Genomic DNA, 14,973 nt, shown 5'->3' on the forward strand with positions numbered 1-14,973 from the left:
AATCTGAGCCAGGATCAAACTCTTCAGTTCAATTCCTGTTACTGTTTTCGGTTCCGTTAAGAACCGGTCGCTCACTCAACGTACTGACGATGATTAATGCCTCAAGACACGTCCCAAGACAAAAACCTTCCTCTGATACTTCGTGTGAGACTCTTGATACTTTTGCTATCTGCCGTAGTTCCGAAGAACCACAACCGCACTCGCATCAAGCGCCCACACTTATCGGCTGTTAGTTTTTAAAGAGCACATCGCAGAACAGAACCACTGCACTTCCGTCTTGCGTCGCTGCATCAGCAGCAGAGAAACGAGATTATGAAGAATCTTTTTCTCCTTGTCAACACTATTTTTTCGCTTTCGCTTCAAAATTTGCCGACGTGGAGGCCGCCCGTTTTCGCAGCGGCCCAACGTCTTGCGACGAGGGGCTGAATATTAGGTCAAGCAGACGCGGATGACAAGGTGATGAAGCAACTTTTTTGCAAACGCTTCATTTCTGTACCGGCTTGCCCGTTCCCGTAACGAACTCGGACGGCACCGCAGCCGCCATCGCGGCATATCCCGCGTCGCTCGGATGAATGTGGTCGCCGCTGTCATACCGCTTCTGCAGCGCCGTCGGGTGCGCCGGGTCGCGCAGCGCCTGATCGAAGTCAATCACGCCGTCGAACGCGCGGCTCGACCGGATCGACTGGTTGACCGCCGCGCGGATCGCCTCCCGCTCCGGCGGCAACGAGGCCGGCGTCAGCGTCGCGCCGTAAATCTTGATGCCACGCTGGTGCGCCTGCGCGATCAGCCGCTGATAGCCACGCACCAGCGCATCGGCGTTGACTTCCGTATGGGGCGCATCGCAATCGAGGCCTGCATGTGCGGGCATCGCCATGAAGTTGATGTCGTTGATGCCGATCAGCACGATCACCGCGCGCACCCCCGGCTGACGCAAGGCATCACGCTCGAAACGGTTCACCACCGCTTCCCCGTAGCAGGGCGAGTTGCTCAGCAGCCGATTCCCGCTGATGCCCACGTTCACGACAGCCGTCTGCGCCCCATCCTTCCGCGCAATCTGTCTCGCGAGCGCATCGGTCCAGCGGCGGTTGGCATTGATCGACGAGCGCATGCCGTCCGTGATCGAATCGCCGATCGCCACCACCGCATGCGCCGACGTGCTCTCCACCGCGACATTCGTCAGCCACGCGTACTGCGTGAACCGCGTTCGGAACGGGCCGGCGGAATTGTCGTCGGTATGGTTGCCTGGCGTCGAAATGTAATTCACCTGGGTCGCGACCCGATGCCACGCGACCAGCTTCTGGTCCTTCCCCAGAAACAGGCTCACGGCGAGCGGTTGCTGCGCATCGACGGTGAATTCCACCGGATCGCTTGTGATCTGCGCGCCCGGCGCCACGGTCACGCGCTTTTGTCCACCGAACAGCACCGGCCGCGCGCTTCCCGGACGAAGGGCCGCGCCACTGCCGCCCGCCGATCGCGCAACGCTCATCGCGTCGACAACCAGCGGCTCCGTCCCAAAGGTATTACTGATACGCAGACGCACCCGCTTGCCGTCGGCCTGTGGATAGACGATCTGCCGGACGGTCCGCCCGCCAACCTCCGGCGCGCGGTACAGCGGCGGCAGGTTCGCCAGTTGCGGAATGGCCTGCAGCGCCGTGCCCCACGCGCTGACCCAATGCTCGCCGGCGGGAGGCTCGGCGGTATCGGCGGCGAAGGCGTGCGGGACGAAGAGGGATGGCGCGATCAGCGCAGCCGCGCAGATCGCGGTGAGAACGGAGCGTTTCATTCGGCGAAGGCGTGCGGAAAAGGATCGATTGTGCCTGAAGCGCGATGCCCGCCGCGGCGCGATTCGTGCGAAACGTTCGCTCGCAGGAACGGAACGCCCGGTTTGGCCTCACAATGCAGCCAGTTCATTTTTCGCCGCCCGCTCCGGATGGCTCGCAGGCTCATCAATATGCAATCACAAACCACAGCACCTCAGCGACTCGAGTGGGACGAGGACGGCGAAAGCCGCTCGGCCCGCTGGCGATCGGAAAGCGGCAACTCGCCGCCGAAGCGGGTGGTCATCGGCCATGACCAGATGACCGCCGATCACGCCTACCGGCTCGCCTGCGAAGGCACGGCAATCGTCTGGCGCGGCGACTTCCAGAACGCCCGGCAGCTTCTCCAGGCGATGGCGCGCCGCATCGACAACAAGCCGCGCAAGGCCAAAAAGGCCGCGCCGGAGACTTCGCCGGTCGATACCTTCAATCTGCACCGCCTCGCCCAGTCGCAACGCGCCCGCACTCTGGCGATGCTCGTGCTGCCGCTCGACGAGACCTACGCCATTCCGCTGCGCCGCGCGCCCGATGTGCGCGAGGCCTGCGAGGAAGCCTACGGTCCGGCATCCGACGAGGCGTCGGTGGTGTCCTTGCGGGAAGTGCTCGGGCTGGTCGGGGCGCACGAGTGGCGCAAGAAGGGCGTCGAGATCGCGGCGCTCGGCGCGCGCATCCATCCCTGGTACGGCGTGTTCTCGCCGGTGCGCGGCGAATACGTCGAGCTCGTCGCGAACCAGCCCTTGCCGTCGCGGGAACTCGCCTTCGATATCGGCACCGGCACGGGTGTGCTGGCCGCGCTGCTCGCCAGACGCAGCGTCGAGCGCGTGGTGGCGACGGAACTCGATCCCCGCGCCCTCGCCTGCGCCCGGGAAAACGTGTCGCGGCTCGGACTCGGCCGTCAGGTCGAGGTCACGGAAGCCAACTTGTTTCCCGCCGGCCGCGCGCCGCTGATCGTCTGCAATCCGCCCTGGCTGCCTGCACGCCCGAGCGCCGCGATCGAGCACGCGATCTACGATCCCGACAGCCGCATGCTGCGCGGTTTCCTCGACGGCCTCGCCGCGCATCTCACACCCGGCGGCGAAGGCTGGCTGATTCTGTCCGACTTCGCCGAACATCTCGGATTGCGCACGCGCGCACAGTTGCAGGAATGGATCGATGCCGCCGGCCTGAAGGTGGACGGGCGCATCGACGTGAAGCCGCATCACCCGCGCGCCGCCGACAAGACGGATCCGCTGCACGCCGCGCGCGCGGCGGAAGTGACGTCGCTCTGGCGTCTCGTGGCCGCCTAGTCCATTCTCCTGGCGGCTTTGGCGCTCAGCCGCGCCTGGCCAGCCAGCCGAGCGCGCCCTCGCCGGCGACGAGACCACTCGCGAAACACGCCGTCAGCAGGTAACCGCCCGTCGGCGCCTCCCAGTCGAGCATCTCGCCCGCGCAGAACACGCCGGGCAAGGCGGTGAGCATCGAGCGCGCGTCGAGCGATTCGAACGCCACGCCGCCCGCGCTGCTGATGACCTCGGCGATCGGCCGCGGGCGCAACACGCGCAGCGGTAGCGCCTTGATGCGTGCGGCGAGGGTGTCGAGATCGGCGAATTCGGCTTTGGTCAGGCACTCGCGCAGCAGCCCCGCTTTCGCTCCGGTCAGATGCAAGCGGCTGTGCAAATGACTCGACATGGAGCGCGCGCCGCGCGGATGCAGCACTTCGTCACGCACCCGCTCGGCAGAAAGCTGCGGCACCAGATCCAGCAGCACCGTCGCGCCCTGGCCTGCGCTGGCCGCGATCCGCTCGCGTATCGGCGCCGACAGCGCGTAGATCAGACTGCCCTCGATGCCCTGCGCCGTGATCAGGCACTCGCCGACGCGCCACGCCGTTTCGCCGTCCGTGCCCGGCAAGCCGATCGCCACCGACTTGAGCGGCTCGCCCGCGAAACGGCTGCTGAAGTGCTCGCTCCAGCCGACATCGAAGCCGCAGTTCGAAGGAAGAAACGGCCGCACCTCCACCCCGCGCGCCGCGAGCAGCGGCAGGGCGCCGCCGTCCGAGCCCAGTTGCGGCCAGCTTGCGCCGCCGAGCGCGAGGATCAGCGCATCGTGACGAACCTGTTTCTCGCCGGTGGGCGTGGCGAACCGCGACACCGACACGCCGTCTTCCGCCCAGCCGAGCCAGCGATGACGCATGTGGAACGTCACGCCGGCCCCGCGCAGCCGATGCAGCCAGGCGCGCAGCATCGGCGCGGCTTTCATGTCGGTGGGAAAGACGCGCCCGGAACTGCCGACGAAAGTGTCGACGCCCAATCCGTCTACCCACGCCCGTAGCGCCGCGGCGTCGAAACGCGCGAGCAGCGGCGCGATATCCGGCCGGCGCGCGCCGTAACGCGCGAGAAACGCGTCGGCAGGTTCGGAATGCGTGAGGTTCATGCCGCCCTTGCCGGCCATCAGGAACTTGCGGCCGACGGAAGGCATGGCGTCGTACACATCGACCCGTGCGCCACCCGTCGCGAGCGCCTCGGCAGCCATGAGCCCGGCCGGGCCGCCGCCCACGACCGCGACGCCGCTCGATTCGATGTTGTCGACTGAAGACATGCTGGATGGTCAGAAACGAAAGGGAGCGACATTGTCGCACCCGGGCATCGGGACGCTCCGCGCTTCCCCTTCTTGCCGCTCGTAAGTCATTAAATAACAAAAAAGAATTTGGGCGCGTCCGCCCGGCCCAGTACGATCCCGCGATTCGTTGCATCAACAATTTTTTTCATAATCAGACCGACCATGTCCGTATCCCTCGCGCCCGAGCCCGCCTCGGCCAGCGCCTCAGCCGGCGCCCCCGACCCGCGCCCCGTCATCGAAAGCGCCGCCGATATCTCCCGGCTCGTCAACCACGGCGCCGCCATCGGCAGCGATGCACGCGTGGTCGTCGCCATCGCGCTCGGCGGCATCTTCCTCGATGCCTACGATCTCGGCGCGCTCGCGTTCGGCATGAAGGACATCGCGCGGGAATTCTCGCTGACGCCGACCGGCGCCGGCTTCGTCGCGTCCGCGATCACCTTCGGCGCGATCATCGGCGCGTTCCTCGGCGGTTATCTCACCGACAAGATCGGCCGCTACCGCGTCTTCATGGCCGACATGTTCTTCTTTGTCGTCGCGGCCATCGCCTGCGCGCTCGCGCCCAATGCCTGGACGCTCGGCGGCGCGCGCTTCGTGATGGGGCTGGGCGTGGGCATCGACTTGCCGGTCGCCATGGCGTTCCTCGCCGAGTTCTCGCGCCTGCAGGGCCGCGGCAACAAGGCCGCCCGCGTCGCGATGTGGTGCCCGGTCTGGTATGCGGCCATCAGCATTTCCTATCTGCTCGTGCTCGGCCTGTATGCCGTCCTGCCCGCGCACAATGCCGGCTGGCTCTGGCGCCTGATCCTGGGCTTCGGCGCCGTGCCGGCGATCGCGATCATCGTGATCCGCAGCCGCTACATGAGCGAATCGCCCATTTGGGCGGCGAACCAGGGCGATCTCAAGGGCGCGGCGGCAATTCTCAAGCGTTCGTATGGCATCGATGCACGCGTCGCCGATACTGCCGTCGCCCCGCCCAAGGCGCGCCGCGCGACGTGGAGCAACTACGGCGCGCTGCTGCGCGGCGTCTATCTGCGCCGCACCGTGCTGGCGACCGTCATCGCGATCGCTTCCTCGTTCGCGTACAACGCCGTCGCGTTCGGCCTGCCGGTGATCATCTCGAGCTTCCTCGCCCAGTCGATGCTCACGACGATCCTCGCCTCGCTCGCGCTTAATCTGTGTTTCGCCTTCGCGGGCGGCCTGTTCTCGGTGCGCACCGTGCCGAAATACGGCGCCTGGAAGCTGTCGGTGGTCGGGTACGCGTTCCAGCTCGCCGCACTCGTCGGGCTCGCGATCGTCGGCAAGCCTTCGACCGGCGCCGAAGTCGTGCTCGCCATCGGGTTCCTGGCCGCGTTCCTGCTCGGACAAGGCGTCGGACCGGGCTCGCACAGCATGACTTTCGCATCGCTGAGCTATCCGACCTCGTTGCGCGGCGTCGGCGTCGGGTTCAATCAGACCCTGATGCGCGCCAGTTCGACCGTTTCGCTGTTCCTGTTCCCGGTGCTGTCCGCGGCGCTCGGCACGAAGGTGTTCTGGATCATCGCGGTCGCACCGCTCGCCGGACTCGTCGCGCTGTTCGCGGTACGCTGGGAACCGTCGGGCTATGACGTCGACGCCGAGGACTTCACCGCGCAACAGGCGCGCTGAGTCGGCGCTTTCTTCTGTTTTCGAGCGGCGGCAATTGTCGCCGCTCCTTCGCTTCCTCGTTTTCCCCGCCTTCCCCGCTTCCCTCACCTTCCCCGGCTTCCCGCTTTCTCGCTGCCTCGGCTCCCCGCTTCCCCGCTTCCCCGCTTCCCCGCTTCCCCGCTTCCCCGCTTCCCCGAGTCTTCCGCTTCCCCGGCTTCCTCTACTCCTCCTGCTCTCACGCTTCCGCAACTTCTCTCGCTCCTCGGCTTCCTTCACATCTACCGCATCCCCCAACCCCTCTCCACGCATGCTGATTTACCCCAACCCATTCCGAAAAATCATTCACCGACCGTCCGGTCGGTTTATAATCCCCCCACTGCGATTTCCTTGAGCGCGAGTATTGCCATGTACACCCAATCCCTCGATATCCCCAGCCCTGCGGCCGATGCCTCCTCTGGCAAGCCCGCCGCCTCTCCAGACCAGAGCGCGGACCAGACCCGCTTCGACGCCGTGATGCAGGCCGACGGCAAGATCGAAGCGCAGGACTGGATGCCCGAGGCGTATCGCAAGACGCTGGTGCGGCAGATTTCCCAGCATGCGCATTCAGAGATCATCGGCATGCAGCCCGAGGGCAACTGGATCAGCCGCGCGCCGAGCCTGAAGCGCAAGGCGATCCTGCTGGCCAAGGTCCAGGACGAGGCCGGCCACGGCCTCTATCTCTACAGCGCCGCTGAAACGCTGGGCGTCTCGCGCGATCAGCTGGTCGACGCATTGCACGCCGGGCGCGCCAAGTATTCGAGCATCTTCAATTACCCGACGCCCACCTGGGCCGACGTCGGCGTGATCGGCTGGCTGGTCGACGGCGCCGCGATCATGAACCAGATTCCGCTCTGCCGCTGCACGTACGGGCCCTACGCCCGCGCGATGATCCGCATCTGCAAGGAGGAGTCGTTCCATCAACGTCAGGGCTTCGACGCGCTGCTCGCCATGATGAAGGGCACGCAGGCGCAGAAGGACCTCGTGCAGCAGGCGGTGAACCGCTGGTGGTGGCCGGTGCTGATGATGTTCGGCCCGAGCGACAAGGATTCGATCCACAGCGGGCAGTCGTTCGCGTGGGGCATCAAGCGCATCTCGAACGATGACCTGCGTCAGAAGTTCGTCGATGCGACCGTCGAGCAGGCGCGCATCCTGGGCGTCACGCTGCCCGACGCCGACCTGAAATGGGACGAGGTGCGCGGCGCGCACGACTACGGCGCGATCGACTGGGACGAGTTCTGGCGCGTGGTCAACGGCGATGGTCCGTGCAACAAGGAGCGGCTCGCCACGCGCGTGAAAGCGCACAACGAGGGCGCGTGGGTGCGCGAAGCCGCGCTGGCCCATGCGGAAAAGCAGCGGGCGCGAACCCAAAAGCAGGCCGCCTGAACCGGGCGACGAGAAACAGGAGAAGCAAAGATGAACAAGGAATGGCCGATCTGGGAAGTGTTCGTGCGCAGCAAGCAGGGACTGGATCACAAGCACTGCGGCAGCCTGCACGCCCCTGACGCGGGCGCGGCGTTGCGCATGGCGCGCGACGTGTACACGCGCCGCCAGGAAGGCGTGAGCATCTGGGTGGTGCCGTCGGCGGCGATCACGGCGTCGGACCCGGCGGACAAGGGCGAACTGTTCGAGCCGGCGGAAGACAAGATCTACCGCCATCCGACCTTCTTCGTGCTGCCCGAAGAAATCAATCACATGTAAGGGCGCGGGACATGACTCAGGAACATCTCGCCTACGTGCTACGGCTGGCCGACAACGCGCTGATCCTCGGCCAGCGCAACGCGGAATGGTGCAGCCACGGCCCGGCGCTGGAGGAAGACATCGCGCTGGCCAATATCAGCCTCGATCTGATCGGCCAGGCGCGTCTGCTCTACACGCATGCGGCGACGCTCGACGCCGCGCTCAACGGCGCCCACAAAACCGAGGACGACTACGCCTACTTCCGTACGGAACGCGAGTTCGCCAATTACACGCTGGCGGAGCTGCCGCACTGCGGCCCGCTCGCCGGCAACGCGCGCGCCGACCGCGATTACGCGGTGACGATCGTGCGCAATTTCCTGTACTCGGCGCTGATGGCCGAGGTCTGGACGGCGCTGCAGACCTCAGGCGATACCCAGCTCGCGGCGATCGCGGCGAAGTCGCTCAAGGAAACGCGCTATCACCTGCATCACGCGCGCGACTGGCTCGTGCGCCTGGGCGACGGCACCGAGGAATCGCATCGGCGCACGCAAGCGGCGCTCGACTACCTGATGCCGTACACGCGCGAGTTCTTTGCCACCGATGCGATCGAACAGGCCGTGGCCGATGCGGGCATCGCGCCGCTGGCCAGCGGTTTTGAAGCGTCGTGGCGCGAGCAGCTTGCCTCGGCGCTGGACGAGGCGACCCTCGTCGCGCCCGCGGAAGTGCGTCACGTCACCACCGGCAAGCAAGGCGAGCACTCGGATCACATGGGTTATCTGCTGGCGGAAATGCAGAGCCTGGCGCGGCAGCATCCCGGAGCAAGCTGGTGATGAGCGCCGCCAGCGTCCCTGCCCGTGCCGACATGAACGCGACGATCCAGCGCGCGTGGTCGGTGCTGGAAACGGTGCCCGATCCGGAGATCCCGGTGGTGTCGATCCGCGAACTGGGCATTTTGCGCGACGTGCGTCAGGGCGGCGACGGCGTGCTCGAAGTCGTTATCACGCCGACGTACTCGGGCTGTCCTGCAATGGGACAGATCGCGGAAGACATCGCGCTGGCGATCGGCAATGCGGGACTGGGCGCGCATCGCGTCGAGACGGTGCTGGCGCCGGCCTGGACGACCGACTGGATCACCGAAGAAGCGCGCGACAAACTGCGGCGCTACGGCATCGCGCCGCCGTCGGGGAGCTGCGCCGTGACCGAGAAGCCGATCCGCTTCGTGCCGCGTTCCATGCCGCGTGCGCGGGAAACGGTTGCCTGCCCGCGCTGCGGTTCCACGCACACGGAGCAACTGTCGCAATTCGGCTCCACGGCCTGCAAGGCGCTGTATCGCTGTGTGGATTGCCGCGAACCGTTCGACTATTTCAAGCCGTACTGAACCGCGGCCCCGATTCAATCCGATTCAATTGAAAGCGAGCCGATAACAATGGCGACTCCGCAATTCCACCCGCTGCGCATCCGCGAGGTGCGCCCCGAAACCGCCGACGCATTCACCGTTTCGTTCGACGTCCCGCCGGCCTTGCGCGACGCCTTCCGCTTCACGCAAGGGCAGTTCGTGACGCTGAAGACGCACATCGACGGTGAGGAGACGCGCCGCTCGTACTCGATCTGCGTCGGCGTGACCGACTACGACCGCGACGGCGAGTTGCGCATCGGCATCAAGCGGGTACGCGGCGGACGGTTCTCGAACTTCGCGTTCGAGACGCTCAAGCCTGGCCATGAGATCGACGTGATGACGCCCGACGGGCGCTTCTTCACGCACCTGAACGCCGATCACGCGAAACAGTACGTGGCGTTCTCGGGCGGCTCGGGCATCACGCCGGTGCTGGCGATCATCAAGACGACGCTCGACACGGAGCCGACCAGCCGCTTCACGCTGGTCTATGGCAATCGCAGCGTCGACGCCATCATGTTCGCCGAGGAGCTCGAGGACCTTAAGAATCGCTACATGGAGCGGTTCGCGCTGTATCACGTGCTGTCGGACGACCTTCAGGACGTGGACCTCTTCAATGGCGTGCTGGATCAGGCGAAGTGCAAGGCCTTCCTGGACACGCTGCTCTCGCCGCAGAACATCGACGAGGCGTTCATCTGCGGCCCCGGCCCGATGATGGACGCGGCCGAAGCCGCGTTGAGCGACGCAGGCGTGCCGCCGAAGCAGATTCACGTCGAACGGTTCGGCACGCCGCTGCCGCAGGCGGGTGTACCGCCTGTCGAGATCACGGAAAACACGCCGGCGGCCGATCTGGAACTGATCATCGACGGCAAGAGGCGCAAGCTGCGCCTGCCTTACGAAGGCGTGAGCGTGCTCGACGTCGGACTGAAGGCGGGACTGGCGCTGCCGTATGCATGCAAGGGCGGCGTGTGCTGCACGTGCCGCGCGAAGGTGCTGGAAGGCGAAGTGAAAATGGACAAGAACTACACGCTCGAACAGCACGAGATCGATGACGGTTTCGTGTTGACCTGCCAATGTCATCCGCTGAGCGAGCGCGTGGTCGTGAGTTTCGACGAACGCTGATCCGGCGGAAATACCGGCAAGAGCGCAGGCATGAGCGGCCTGTCGCGCATCCGGGCGGACAGGCGACCGCCGGGCGGGAGTCGATTCGCGTAAACTAGGATCGCTCCCTTCGAGCGTTCCTTCAGTTTTCCGGCATTCCGACACCCATGAACACGATTCACGTCGTCAATGGCGACAGCGCGGCGCAGTCCCTCACCGAAGCCTTGCTCAGCGCAGAACGCGCAGACCGCGTCGTGACGCTGCGCGACGACCTGGCGGTCGGCCCCATCCGCGACGTCGACGATTCCGCGCTCACGCGCGCCGCGTTCTGGCGACAGGTCCTGAACAGCGCGATGGACTTCGAAGAGCAACTCGAGGAACAACTCGGCGTGCTCGACCGCCTCACCCGCGGCGATGGGCAGGTCGTCGTATGGCATGGCCAAAGCGCCGCCGATCAACTCACGCTGCGGCGCACCGCCTTTTATCTGCGCAACGCGCCCCAGCGGCTGAACGAGGCGAAGCTGTCGCATGACGATTTGCAGATCGACGCCGAAGATGGCTCGTCCGGCTTTCCCGGACGCCCGGACCGCGCAACCGCCGTCGGCATGTTTTCGCCGAAACAGCTGCTCGCAAAACTGCCGACTGCCGCGCCCATTTCCGTGCTGCGCATCAGCCGCCTCGCGCTCGAATGGCAGGAAGCGAAATATGCCAGCGCCGAAACGCGCCGGCTGCGCGACAACATGCTGGTGTCGGGCACCTGGCTGGACGTCGACGAAGCACTGCTCGATCTCGCCAGCCCCGAATGGCAGCCGGCACGGCGGATCGCAGGCGCGGCGATGGGCCAGCGTTTCGACTTCATGCTCTCCGATTCCGTCGCGTTCTGGCGCCTGCGTGAACTCGCCGTCGCGGGTCGGCTGAAGATCCGGGGCACGCCGTCGGACATCGCACAAGCCGAATTGCGCCGCTGAAGCGCATCTGACATCGGTATTGAAGCTGCATCGAATCCATAAGAACGCACCATCACGACACATGGCCCGTACCAAAGCAGCCGACCACGAAACCCAACGCGAACAGATCCTCGAACTCGCCGCCGCGAAGTTCGCCCAGACGAGTTACCCCAGCACGTCGATGGCCGATCTGGCCGCGGCAAGCGGCACCTCGAAGGCCCGTCTCTACCACTACTACGAGAGCAAGGAAGCCATCCTGTTCGATCTGCTCGACCGCTACACCAAGCGGCTGATGCTGATCATCGCGGAGGTGGAAGGCGCGAGCCAGCGGCGCGGTCTCGGCGAGCGCGAAGCCTTCGCCGATCTGGTGCGGGCGTTTCTCGCCGAATACGAGACCTCGCACAGCCGCCACGTCGCGCTCCTCAACGACGTGAAATATCTGGAGGAAGCACAGCGCCAGATCGTCCTGGACCGTCAGCGCGATATCGTCGCCGCGTTCGCGCGCCAGCTGGCGCGGGCGTATCCAAAGCGCGCTTCCCGGGACAACCAGACCGCGCTCACGATGATGGTCTTCGGCATGATCAACTGGACCTTCACTTGGCTCAAGCCGGGCGGCAAGCTCGGCTACCGCGAGTTCGCCGATCAGGTGGTGGACATGATCGAGCATGGGCTCGGAGGCCACCCAGACACCTGATTGTTGCGACGCAACATGTCTCAGATGGTAATCGCGCGTTTGATCGCCGGCGCATAACTCCTTGATTATTCGTCTCTAATCACAAATTTAGCACCCGTTTAGAACGGCTCACCTAGAGTTGTTAAGGGTTTTCCCGTACTCGTTTTTCTGGAATCCGTTAAAATTTGTCTTGCTTTGCAGCATGCTGCATGACGAATGAAGGAGAAACGCCGTGGAACTGACCCTCAACCGCACCGCCGAGCAGATCGCGCCGAACGATCCGCCGCTGACTGACGCACGTCCGCCGGTTTTGGTCCGCGAGCTTTCTTCCGCCGATCGCGAGCGTCTGCTCAGCCACTTCCTCGCCCTCGAAGAAGACGATCGTCTTCTGCGCTTCGGTCAGGTAGTCCCCGATCACGTGATCGAGAACTATGTGCGCAACATCAATTTCTCGGACGACAAGGTGTTCGGCGTGTTCGGCGATGCGCTGGAACTCATCGGCGTCGGCCATCTGGCCTATCTGCCTGTCGAAGGCGACAGGCGCACCGCAGAATTCGGGGTGTCGGTGCTGGAAAGCGCCCGCGGGCGCGGTGTCGGATCGAAGCTGTTCGCGCGCGCGGCCATGCGCAGCCGCAACACGCACGTTTCGGTGCTCTACATGCATTGCCTGTCGCGCAATTCGACGATGATGCATATCGCCAGGAAGTCGGGCATGAAGATCGAGTACGCGTATGGCGAAGCGGACGCCTATCTGTCGCTCGCGCCGGCCGACCAGAACAGCATCATGACCGAGATGCTGCAGGAGCAAGCCGCCGTGTTCGACTACGCCATCAAGCGCCAGGCGCATCGTGCATCGCAGATGTTCCAGGCGTTCATGCCGACGGCCGACGCCGCCTGATTTTCCTCGCTCGCATTGCACGAAAACAAGGGCGGCTTCGGCTGCCCTTGTGCTTTTCCGCAGCGGTCAACGCAGCGGCAATGCCGTCGTTTCCTTGATGCGTTCGAGCGAAAAGCTCGACCTGACATCGATCACCGATGGATGGTGCAGCAACTGCTCCTGCACGAAGCGGGAAAAGTCATCCATGTCGCGCACCTGCACGCGCAGCAGAAAGTCCATCTCGCCCGTCATCGCGTCGCAAGCAACGACTTCCGGCCAGGAGCGCACCGCCTCTCGGAACAGGTCGCCGTGCGTCGGCGTCTTCGGCGTTCCGGCCGCGGCCTGCGTGCCGCCGCGTTTCTCCAGCCGCACATTGATATAGGCCAGCAGGCCGAGGCCAAGCTTCTTCGCATCGAGCAGCGCGACATAGCCGCGGATGACGCCGCTTTCCTCCAGCCGCCGGATGCGTCGCAAACACGGACTCGGTGAAAGATTGACGCGCTCCGCAATCTCCTGATTGGACAGCCGTCCGTTTTCCTGGAGGATCGCCAGAATGCGTCGGTCTATCGTGTCCAGTTCGGAGTCGATTCCCGCTTCAGCCATTTCCTGGCTCCCATATGTGTGTTTTTGGCATTAACTAGCGCAAGTCTATGAATTGGCGATTTGTTTCGCAAGTTTTTGCTCCATCGCCATGACTAAACTGTCTCCACGTCGCGCGTTCGCGCAGAACAAATTTCCGGAGACACCGCATGACCGCAACGACCTGGGAAAATCCCGTCGGCACCGACGGCTTCGAATTCATCGAGTACACCGCACCGGATCCGGTTGCGCTCGGCAAGCTGTTCGAGCAGATGGGCTTTACGGCCATCGCGAAGCATCGCCACAAGGACGTCACGTTGTATCGTCAGGGTGAGATCAACTTCATCGTGAATGCCGAGCCCGACTCGTTCGCGCAACGCTTCGCCCGCCTGCACGGCCCGTCCATCTGCGCGATCGCCTTCCGCGTCGCCGATGCCGCCCAGGCCTACCAGCGCGCGCTCGAACTCGGCGCCTGGGGCTTCGACAACAAGACCGGCCCGATGGAACTGAACATCCCGGCCATCAAGGGCATCGGCGATTCGCTGATCTACTTCGTGGACCGCTGGCGCGGCAAGAACGGCGCGCAGCCGGGCAGCATCGGCGACATCAGCATCTACGACGTCGACTTCGAGCCGATTCCCGGCGCCGAACAGAATCCGGTCGGCCACGGCCTGACCTACATCGATCACCTGACCCACAACGTCCATCGCGGCCGCATGGTCGAATGGGCCGAGTTCTACGAGCGGCTGTTCAACTTCCGCGAGGTGCGTTACTTCGATATCGAGGGCAAGGTGACGGCGGTGAAGTCGAAGGCGATGACTTCGCCGTGCGGCAAGATCCGCATTCCGATCAACGAGGAAGGCTCGGAAAACGCCGGACAGATTCAGGAATATCTCGACGCCTATCGCGGTGAAGGCATCCAGCACATTGCGCTCGGCACCAACGACATTTACACGACCGTCGATGGCCTGCGCAGCGCGCGCATTGCGCTGCTCGACACCATCGACACGTATTACGAGCTAGTCGACCGGCGCGTGCCGGGGCATGTGGAATCGGTCGCCGAGTTGAAGAAACGCAAGATCCTGATCGACGGAACCAAGGACGAAATCCTGCTCCAGATCTTCACCGAGAACCAGATCGGACCGATCTTCTTCGAAATCATCCAGCGCAAAGGCAACGAGGGATTCGGCGAGGGCAACTTCAAGGCGCTGTTCGAATCCATCGAGCTGGATCAGATGCGCCGCGGTGTATTGAAGGACACGACCGCCGGCTAAGTTGCTGAAATCCCCGGCAAAGGAAAAGGGGCATGAACCTGGATGGTTCATGCCCCTTTGTCATTTCTGGCGATCCGCCCGGCTGGACGAATCCCGCGAGCGGGTCAGCCCGCCGTCTCGTCGTCGCTGCTTTCCGATGCGCGGCGCTTCTCGGCGCCTGCCTGAACGGACTGAACGCGCATCTGCGCGACCTGTGCAACCGACGACGCCCCGAATGGCGACGCGCCCTGCGTCCGCGCGCCGACCGGCGCGCTGATCGCGAAAAAGGCGGTCGAGACCATCAAGAAATTCTGGATGTGGCGTTGTTTCATCGTTATCTCCTTCTAACTGCATGTGTACTGCCTGCTTCCGGGTGAAAAATGCGCGCACAAGGAACGGCGC

Annotated in this window: 15 protein-coding genes; 11 read left to right on the forward strand and 4 right to left on the reverse strand. The window is 64.5% G+C overall.

Going from position 1 to position 14,973, the window contains the following annotated elements; translation table 11 throughout:
• Positions 1–484: 484 nt before the first annotated feature.
• The gene (locus tag QCE63_RS00005; RefSeq protein ID WP_309829326.1) at positions 485–1,783 is read right to left on the reverse strand and encodes an SGNH/GDSL hydrolase family protein; all 1,299 of its coding nucleotides are present in this window, start codon (positions 1,781–1,783) and stop codon (positions 485–487) included.
• Between the two features lie 168 nt (positions 1,784–1,951).
• Between QCE63_RS00005 and QCE63_RS00010 the strand changes: the two genes are divergently transcribed.
• The gene (locus QCE63_RS00010) at positions 1,952–3,103 is read left to right on the forward strand and encodes a class I SAM-dependent methyltransferase (RefSeq protein WP_309829328.1); all 1,152 of its coding nucleotides are present in this window, start codon (positions 1,952–1,954) and stop codon (positions 3,101–3,103) included.
• Between the two features lie 25 nt (positions 3,104–3,128).
• On the opposite strand, the gene QCE63_RS00015 is transcribed toward QCE63_RS00010, so the two are convergent.
• Positions 3,129–4,391 (reverse strand): TIGR03862 family flavoprotein, encoded by a 1,263-nt coding sequence (locus tag QCE63_RS00015; RefSeq protein ID WP_309829330.1) that lies wholly within the window; start codon positions 4,389–4,391, stop codon positions 3,129–3,131.
• A 183-nt stretch (positions 4,392–4,574) separates the two neighbouring features.
• On the opposite strand from QCE63_RS00015, the gene QCE63_RS00020 reads away from it, so the two are divergent.
• From QCE63_RS00020 to QCE63_RS00060, 9 genes are all read left to right on the forward strand, one after another.
• Positions 4,575–6,053, forward strand: a complete 1,479-nt coding sequence (locus tag QCE63_RS00020) for an MFS transporter (RefSeq protein ID WP_309829332.1) — start codon at positions 4,575–4,577, stop codon at positions 6,051–6,053.
• A 384-nt stretch (positions 6,054–6,437) separates the two neighbouring features.
• Positions 6,438–7,454: a 1,2-phenylacetyl-CoA epoxidase subunit PaaA gene (gene paaA / locus QCE63_RS00025; RefSeq protein WP_309829335.1), complete on the forward strand. Its 1,017-nt coding sequence runs from the start codon at positions 6,438–6,440 to the stop codon at positions 7,452–7,454.
• A 30-nt stretch (positions 7,455–7,484) separates the two neighbouring features.
• Complete coding sequence (gene paaB, locus QCE63_RS00030) at positions 7,485–7,769, forward strand: 1,2-phenylacetyl-CoA epoxidase subunit PaaB (protein WP_309829338.1); 285 nt, start codon at positions 7,485–7,487, stop codon at positions 7,767–7,769.
• An 11-nt stretch (positions 7,770–7,780) separates the two neighbouring features.
• Positions 7,781–8,578, forward strand: a complete 798-nt coding sequence (paaC, locus tag QCE63_RS00035; protein ID WP_309829340.1) for a 1,2-phenylacetyl-CoA epoxidase subunit PaaC — start codon at positions 7,781–7,783, stop codon at positions 8,576–8,578.
• Positions 8,578–9,126, forward strand: coding sequence for a 1,2-phenylacetyl-CoA epoxidase subunit PaaD (gene paaD, locus QCE63_RS00040; RefSeq protein ID WP_309829342.1), 549 nt, complete (start codon positions 8,578–8,580; stop codon positions 9,124–9,126). The genes paaC and paaD overlap by 1 nt, the downstream gene beginning before the upstream one ends.
• Positions 9,127–9,174: 48 nt before the next feature.
• Positions 9,175–10,263 (forward strand): 1,2-phenylacetyl-CoA epoxidase subunit PaaE, encoded by a 1,089-nt coding sequence (gene paaE / locus QCE63_RS00045; protein ID WP_309829344.1) that lies wholly within the window; start codon positions 9,175–9,177, stop codon positions 10,261–10,263.
• A gap of 146 nt (positions 10,264–10,409) precedes the next feature.
• Entirely contained in the window at positions 10,410–11,210 is an 801-nt protein-coding gene (locus QCE63_RS00050) for a DUF1835 domain-containing protein (RefSeq protein ID WP_309829346.1), read from the forward strand.
• Positions 11,211–11,271: 61 nt separating this feature from the next.
• Entirely contained in the window at positions 11,272–11,883 is a 612-nt protein-coding gene (locus QCE63_RS00055) for a TetR/AcrR family transcriptional regulator (RefSeq protein WP_309829348.1), read from the forward strand.
• A 211-nt stretch (positions 11,884–12,094) separates the two neighbouring features.
• Complete coding sequence (locus tag QCE63_RS00060; RefSeq protein WP_404990066.1) at positions 12,095–12,760, forward strand: GNAT family N-acetyltransferase; 666 nt, start codon at positions 12,095–12,097, stop codon at positions 12,758–12,760.
• Positions 12,761–12,826: 66 nt separating this feature from the next.
• On the opposite strand, the gene QCE63_RS00065 is transcribed toward QCE63_RS00060, so the two are convergent.
• Positions 12,827–13,342 (reverse strand): Lrp/AsnC family transcriptional regulator, encoded by a 516-nt coding sequence (locus tag QCE63_RS00065; protein ID WP_309829349.1) that lies wholly within the window; start codon positions 13,340–13,342, stop codon positions 12,827–12,829.
• A 146-nt stretch (positions 13,343–13,488) separates the two neighbouring features.
• On the opposite strand from QCE63_RS00065, the gene hppD reads away from it, so the two are divergent.
• Positions 13,489–14,592 carry a 4-hydroxyphenylpyruvate dioxygenase gene (hppD, locus tag QCE63_RS00070; RefSeq protein WP_309829351.1) on the forward strand — a complete coding sequence of 368 codons (1,104 nt, stop codon included), beginning with the start codon at positions 13,489–13,491 and terminating at the stop codon, positions 14,590–14,592.
• A 104-nt stretch (positions 14,593–14,696) separates the two neighbouring features.
• Here hppD and QCE63_RS00075 read toward each other — a convergent pair whose 3' ends face one another.
• Positions 14,697–14,903, reverse strand: coding sequence for a hypothetical protein (locus tag QCE63_RS00075; protein ID WP_309829354.1), 207 nt, complete (start codon positions 14,901–14,903; stop codon positions 14,697–14,699).
• Positions 14,904–14,973: the final 70 nt, after the last annotated feature.

This window comes from Caballeronia sp. LZ065 (genome assembly GCF_031450975.1).
In the GTDB taxonomy this organism is placed as follows: domain Bacteria; phylum Pseudomonadota; class Gammaproteobacteria; order Burkholderiales; family Burkholderiaceae; genus Caballeronia.

Coding starts and splice junctions, on each gene's coding strand:
- QCE63_RS00005 (WP_309829326.1), bottom strand. CDS start 1,783: ATGAAACGCTCCGTTCTCACCGCGATCTGCGCGGCTGCGCTGATCGCG.
- QCE63_RS00010 (WP_309829328.1), top strand. CDS start 1,952: ATGCAATCACAAACCACAGCACCTCAGCGACTCGAGTGGGACGAGGAC.
- QCE63_RS00015 (WP_309829330.1), bottom strand. CDS start 4,391: ATGTCTTCAGTCGACAACATCGAATCGAGCGGCGTCGCGGTCGTGGGC.
- QCE63_RS00020 (WP_309829332.1), top strand. CDS start 4,575: ATGTCCGTATCCCTCGCGCCCGAGCCCGCCTCGGCCAGCGCCTCAGCC.
- paaA (WP_309829335.1), top strand. CDS start 6,438: ATGTACACCCAATCCCTCGATATCCCCAGCCCTGCGGCCGATGCCTCC.
- paaB (WP_309829338.1), top strand. CDS start 7,485: ATGAACAAGGAATGGCCGATCTGGGAAGTGTTCGTGCGCAGCAAGCAG.
- paaC (WP_309829340.1), top strand. CDS start 7,781: ATGACTCAGGAACATCTCGCCTACGTGCTACGGCTGGCCGACAACGCG.
- paaD (WP_309829342.1), top strand. CDS start 8,578: ATGAGCGCCGCCAGCGTCCCTGCCCGTGCCGACATGAACGCGACGATC.
- paaE (WP_309829344.1), top strand. CDS start 9,175: ATGGCGACTCCGCAATTCCACCCGCTGCGCATCCGCGAGGTGCGCCCC.
- QCE63_RS00050 (WP_309829346.1), top strand. CDS start 10,410: ATGAACACGATTCACGTCGTCAATGGCGACAGCGCGGCGCAGTCCCTC.
- QCE63_RS00055 (WP_309829348.1), top strand. CDS start 11,272: ATGGCCCGTACCAAAGCAGCCGACCACGAAACCCAACGCGAACAGATC.
- QCE63_RS00065 (WP_309829349.1), bottom strand. CDS start 13,342: ATGGCTGAAGCGGGAATCGACTCCGAACTGGACACGATAGACCGACGC.
- hppD (WP_309829351.1), top strand. CDS start 13,489: ATGACCGCAACGACCTGGGAAAATCCCGTCGGCACCGACGGCTTCGAA.
- QCE63_RS00075 (WP_309829354.1), bottom strand. CDS start 14,903: ATGAAACAACGCCACATCCAGAATTTCTTGATGGTCTCGACCGCCTTT.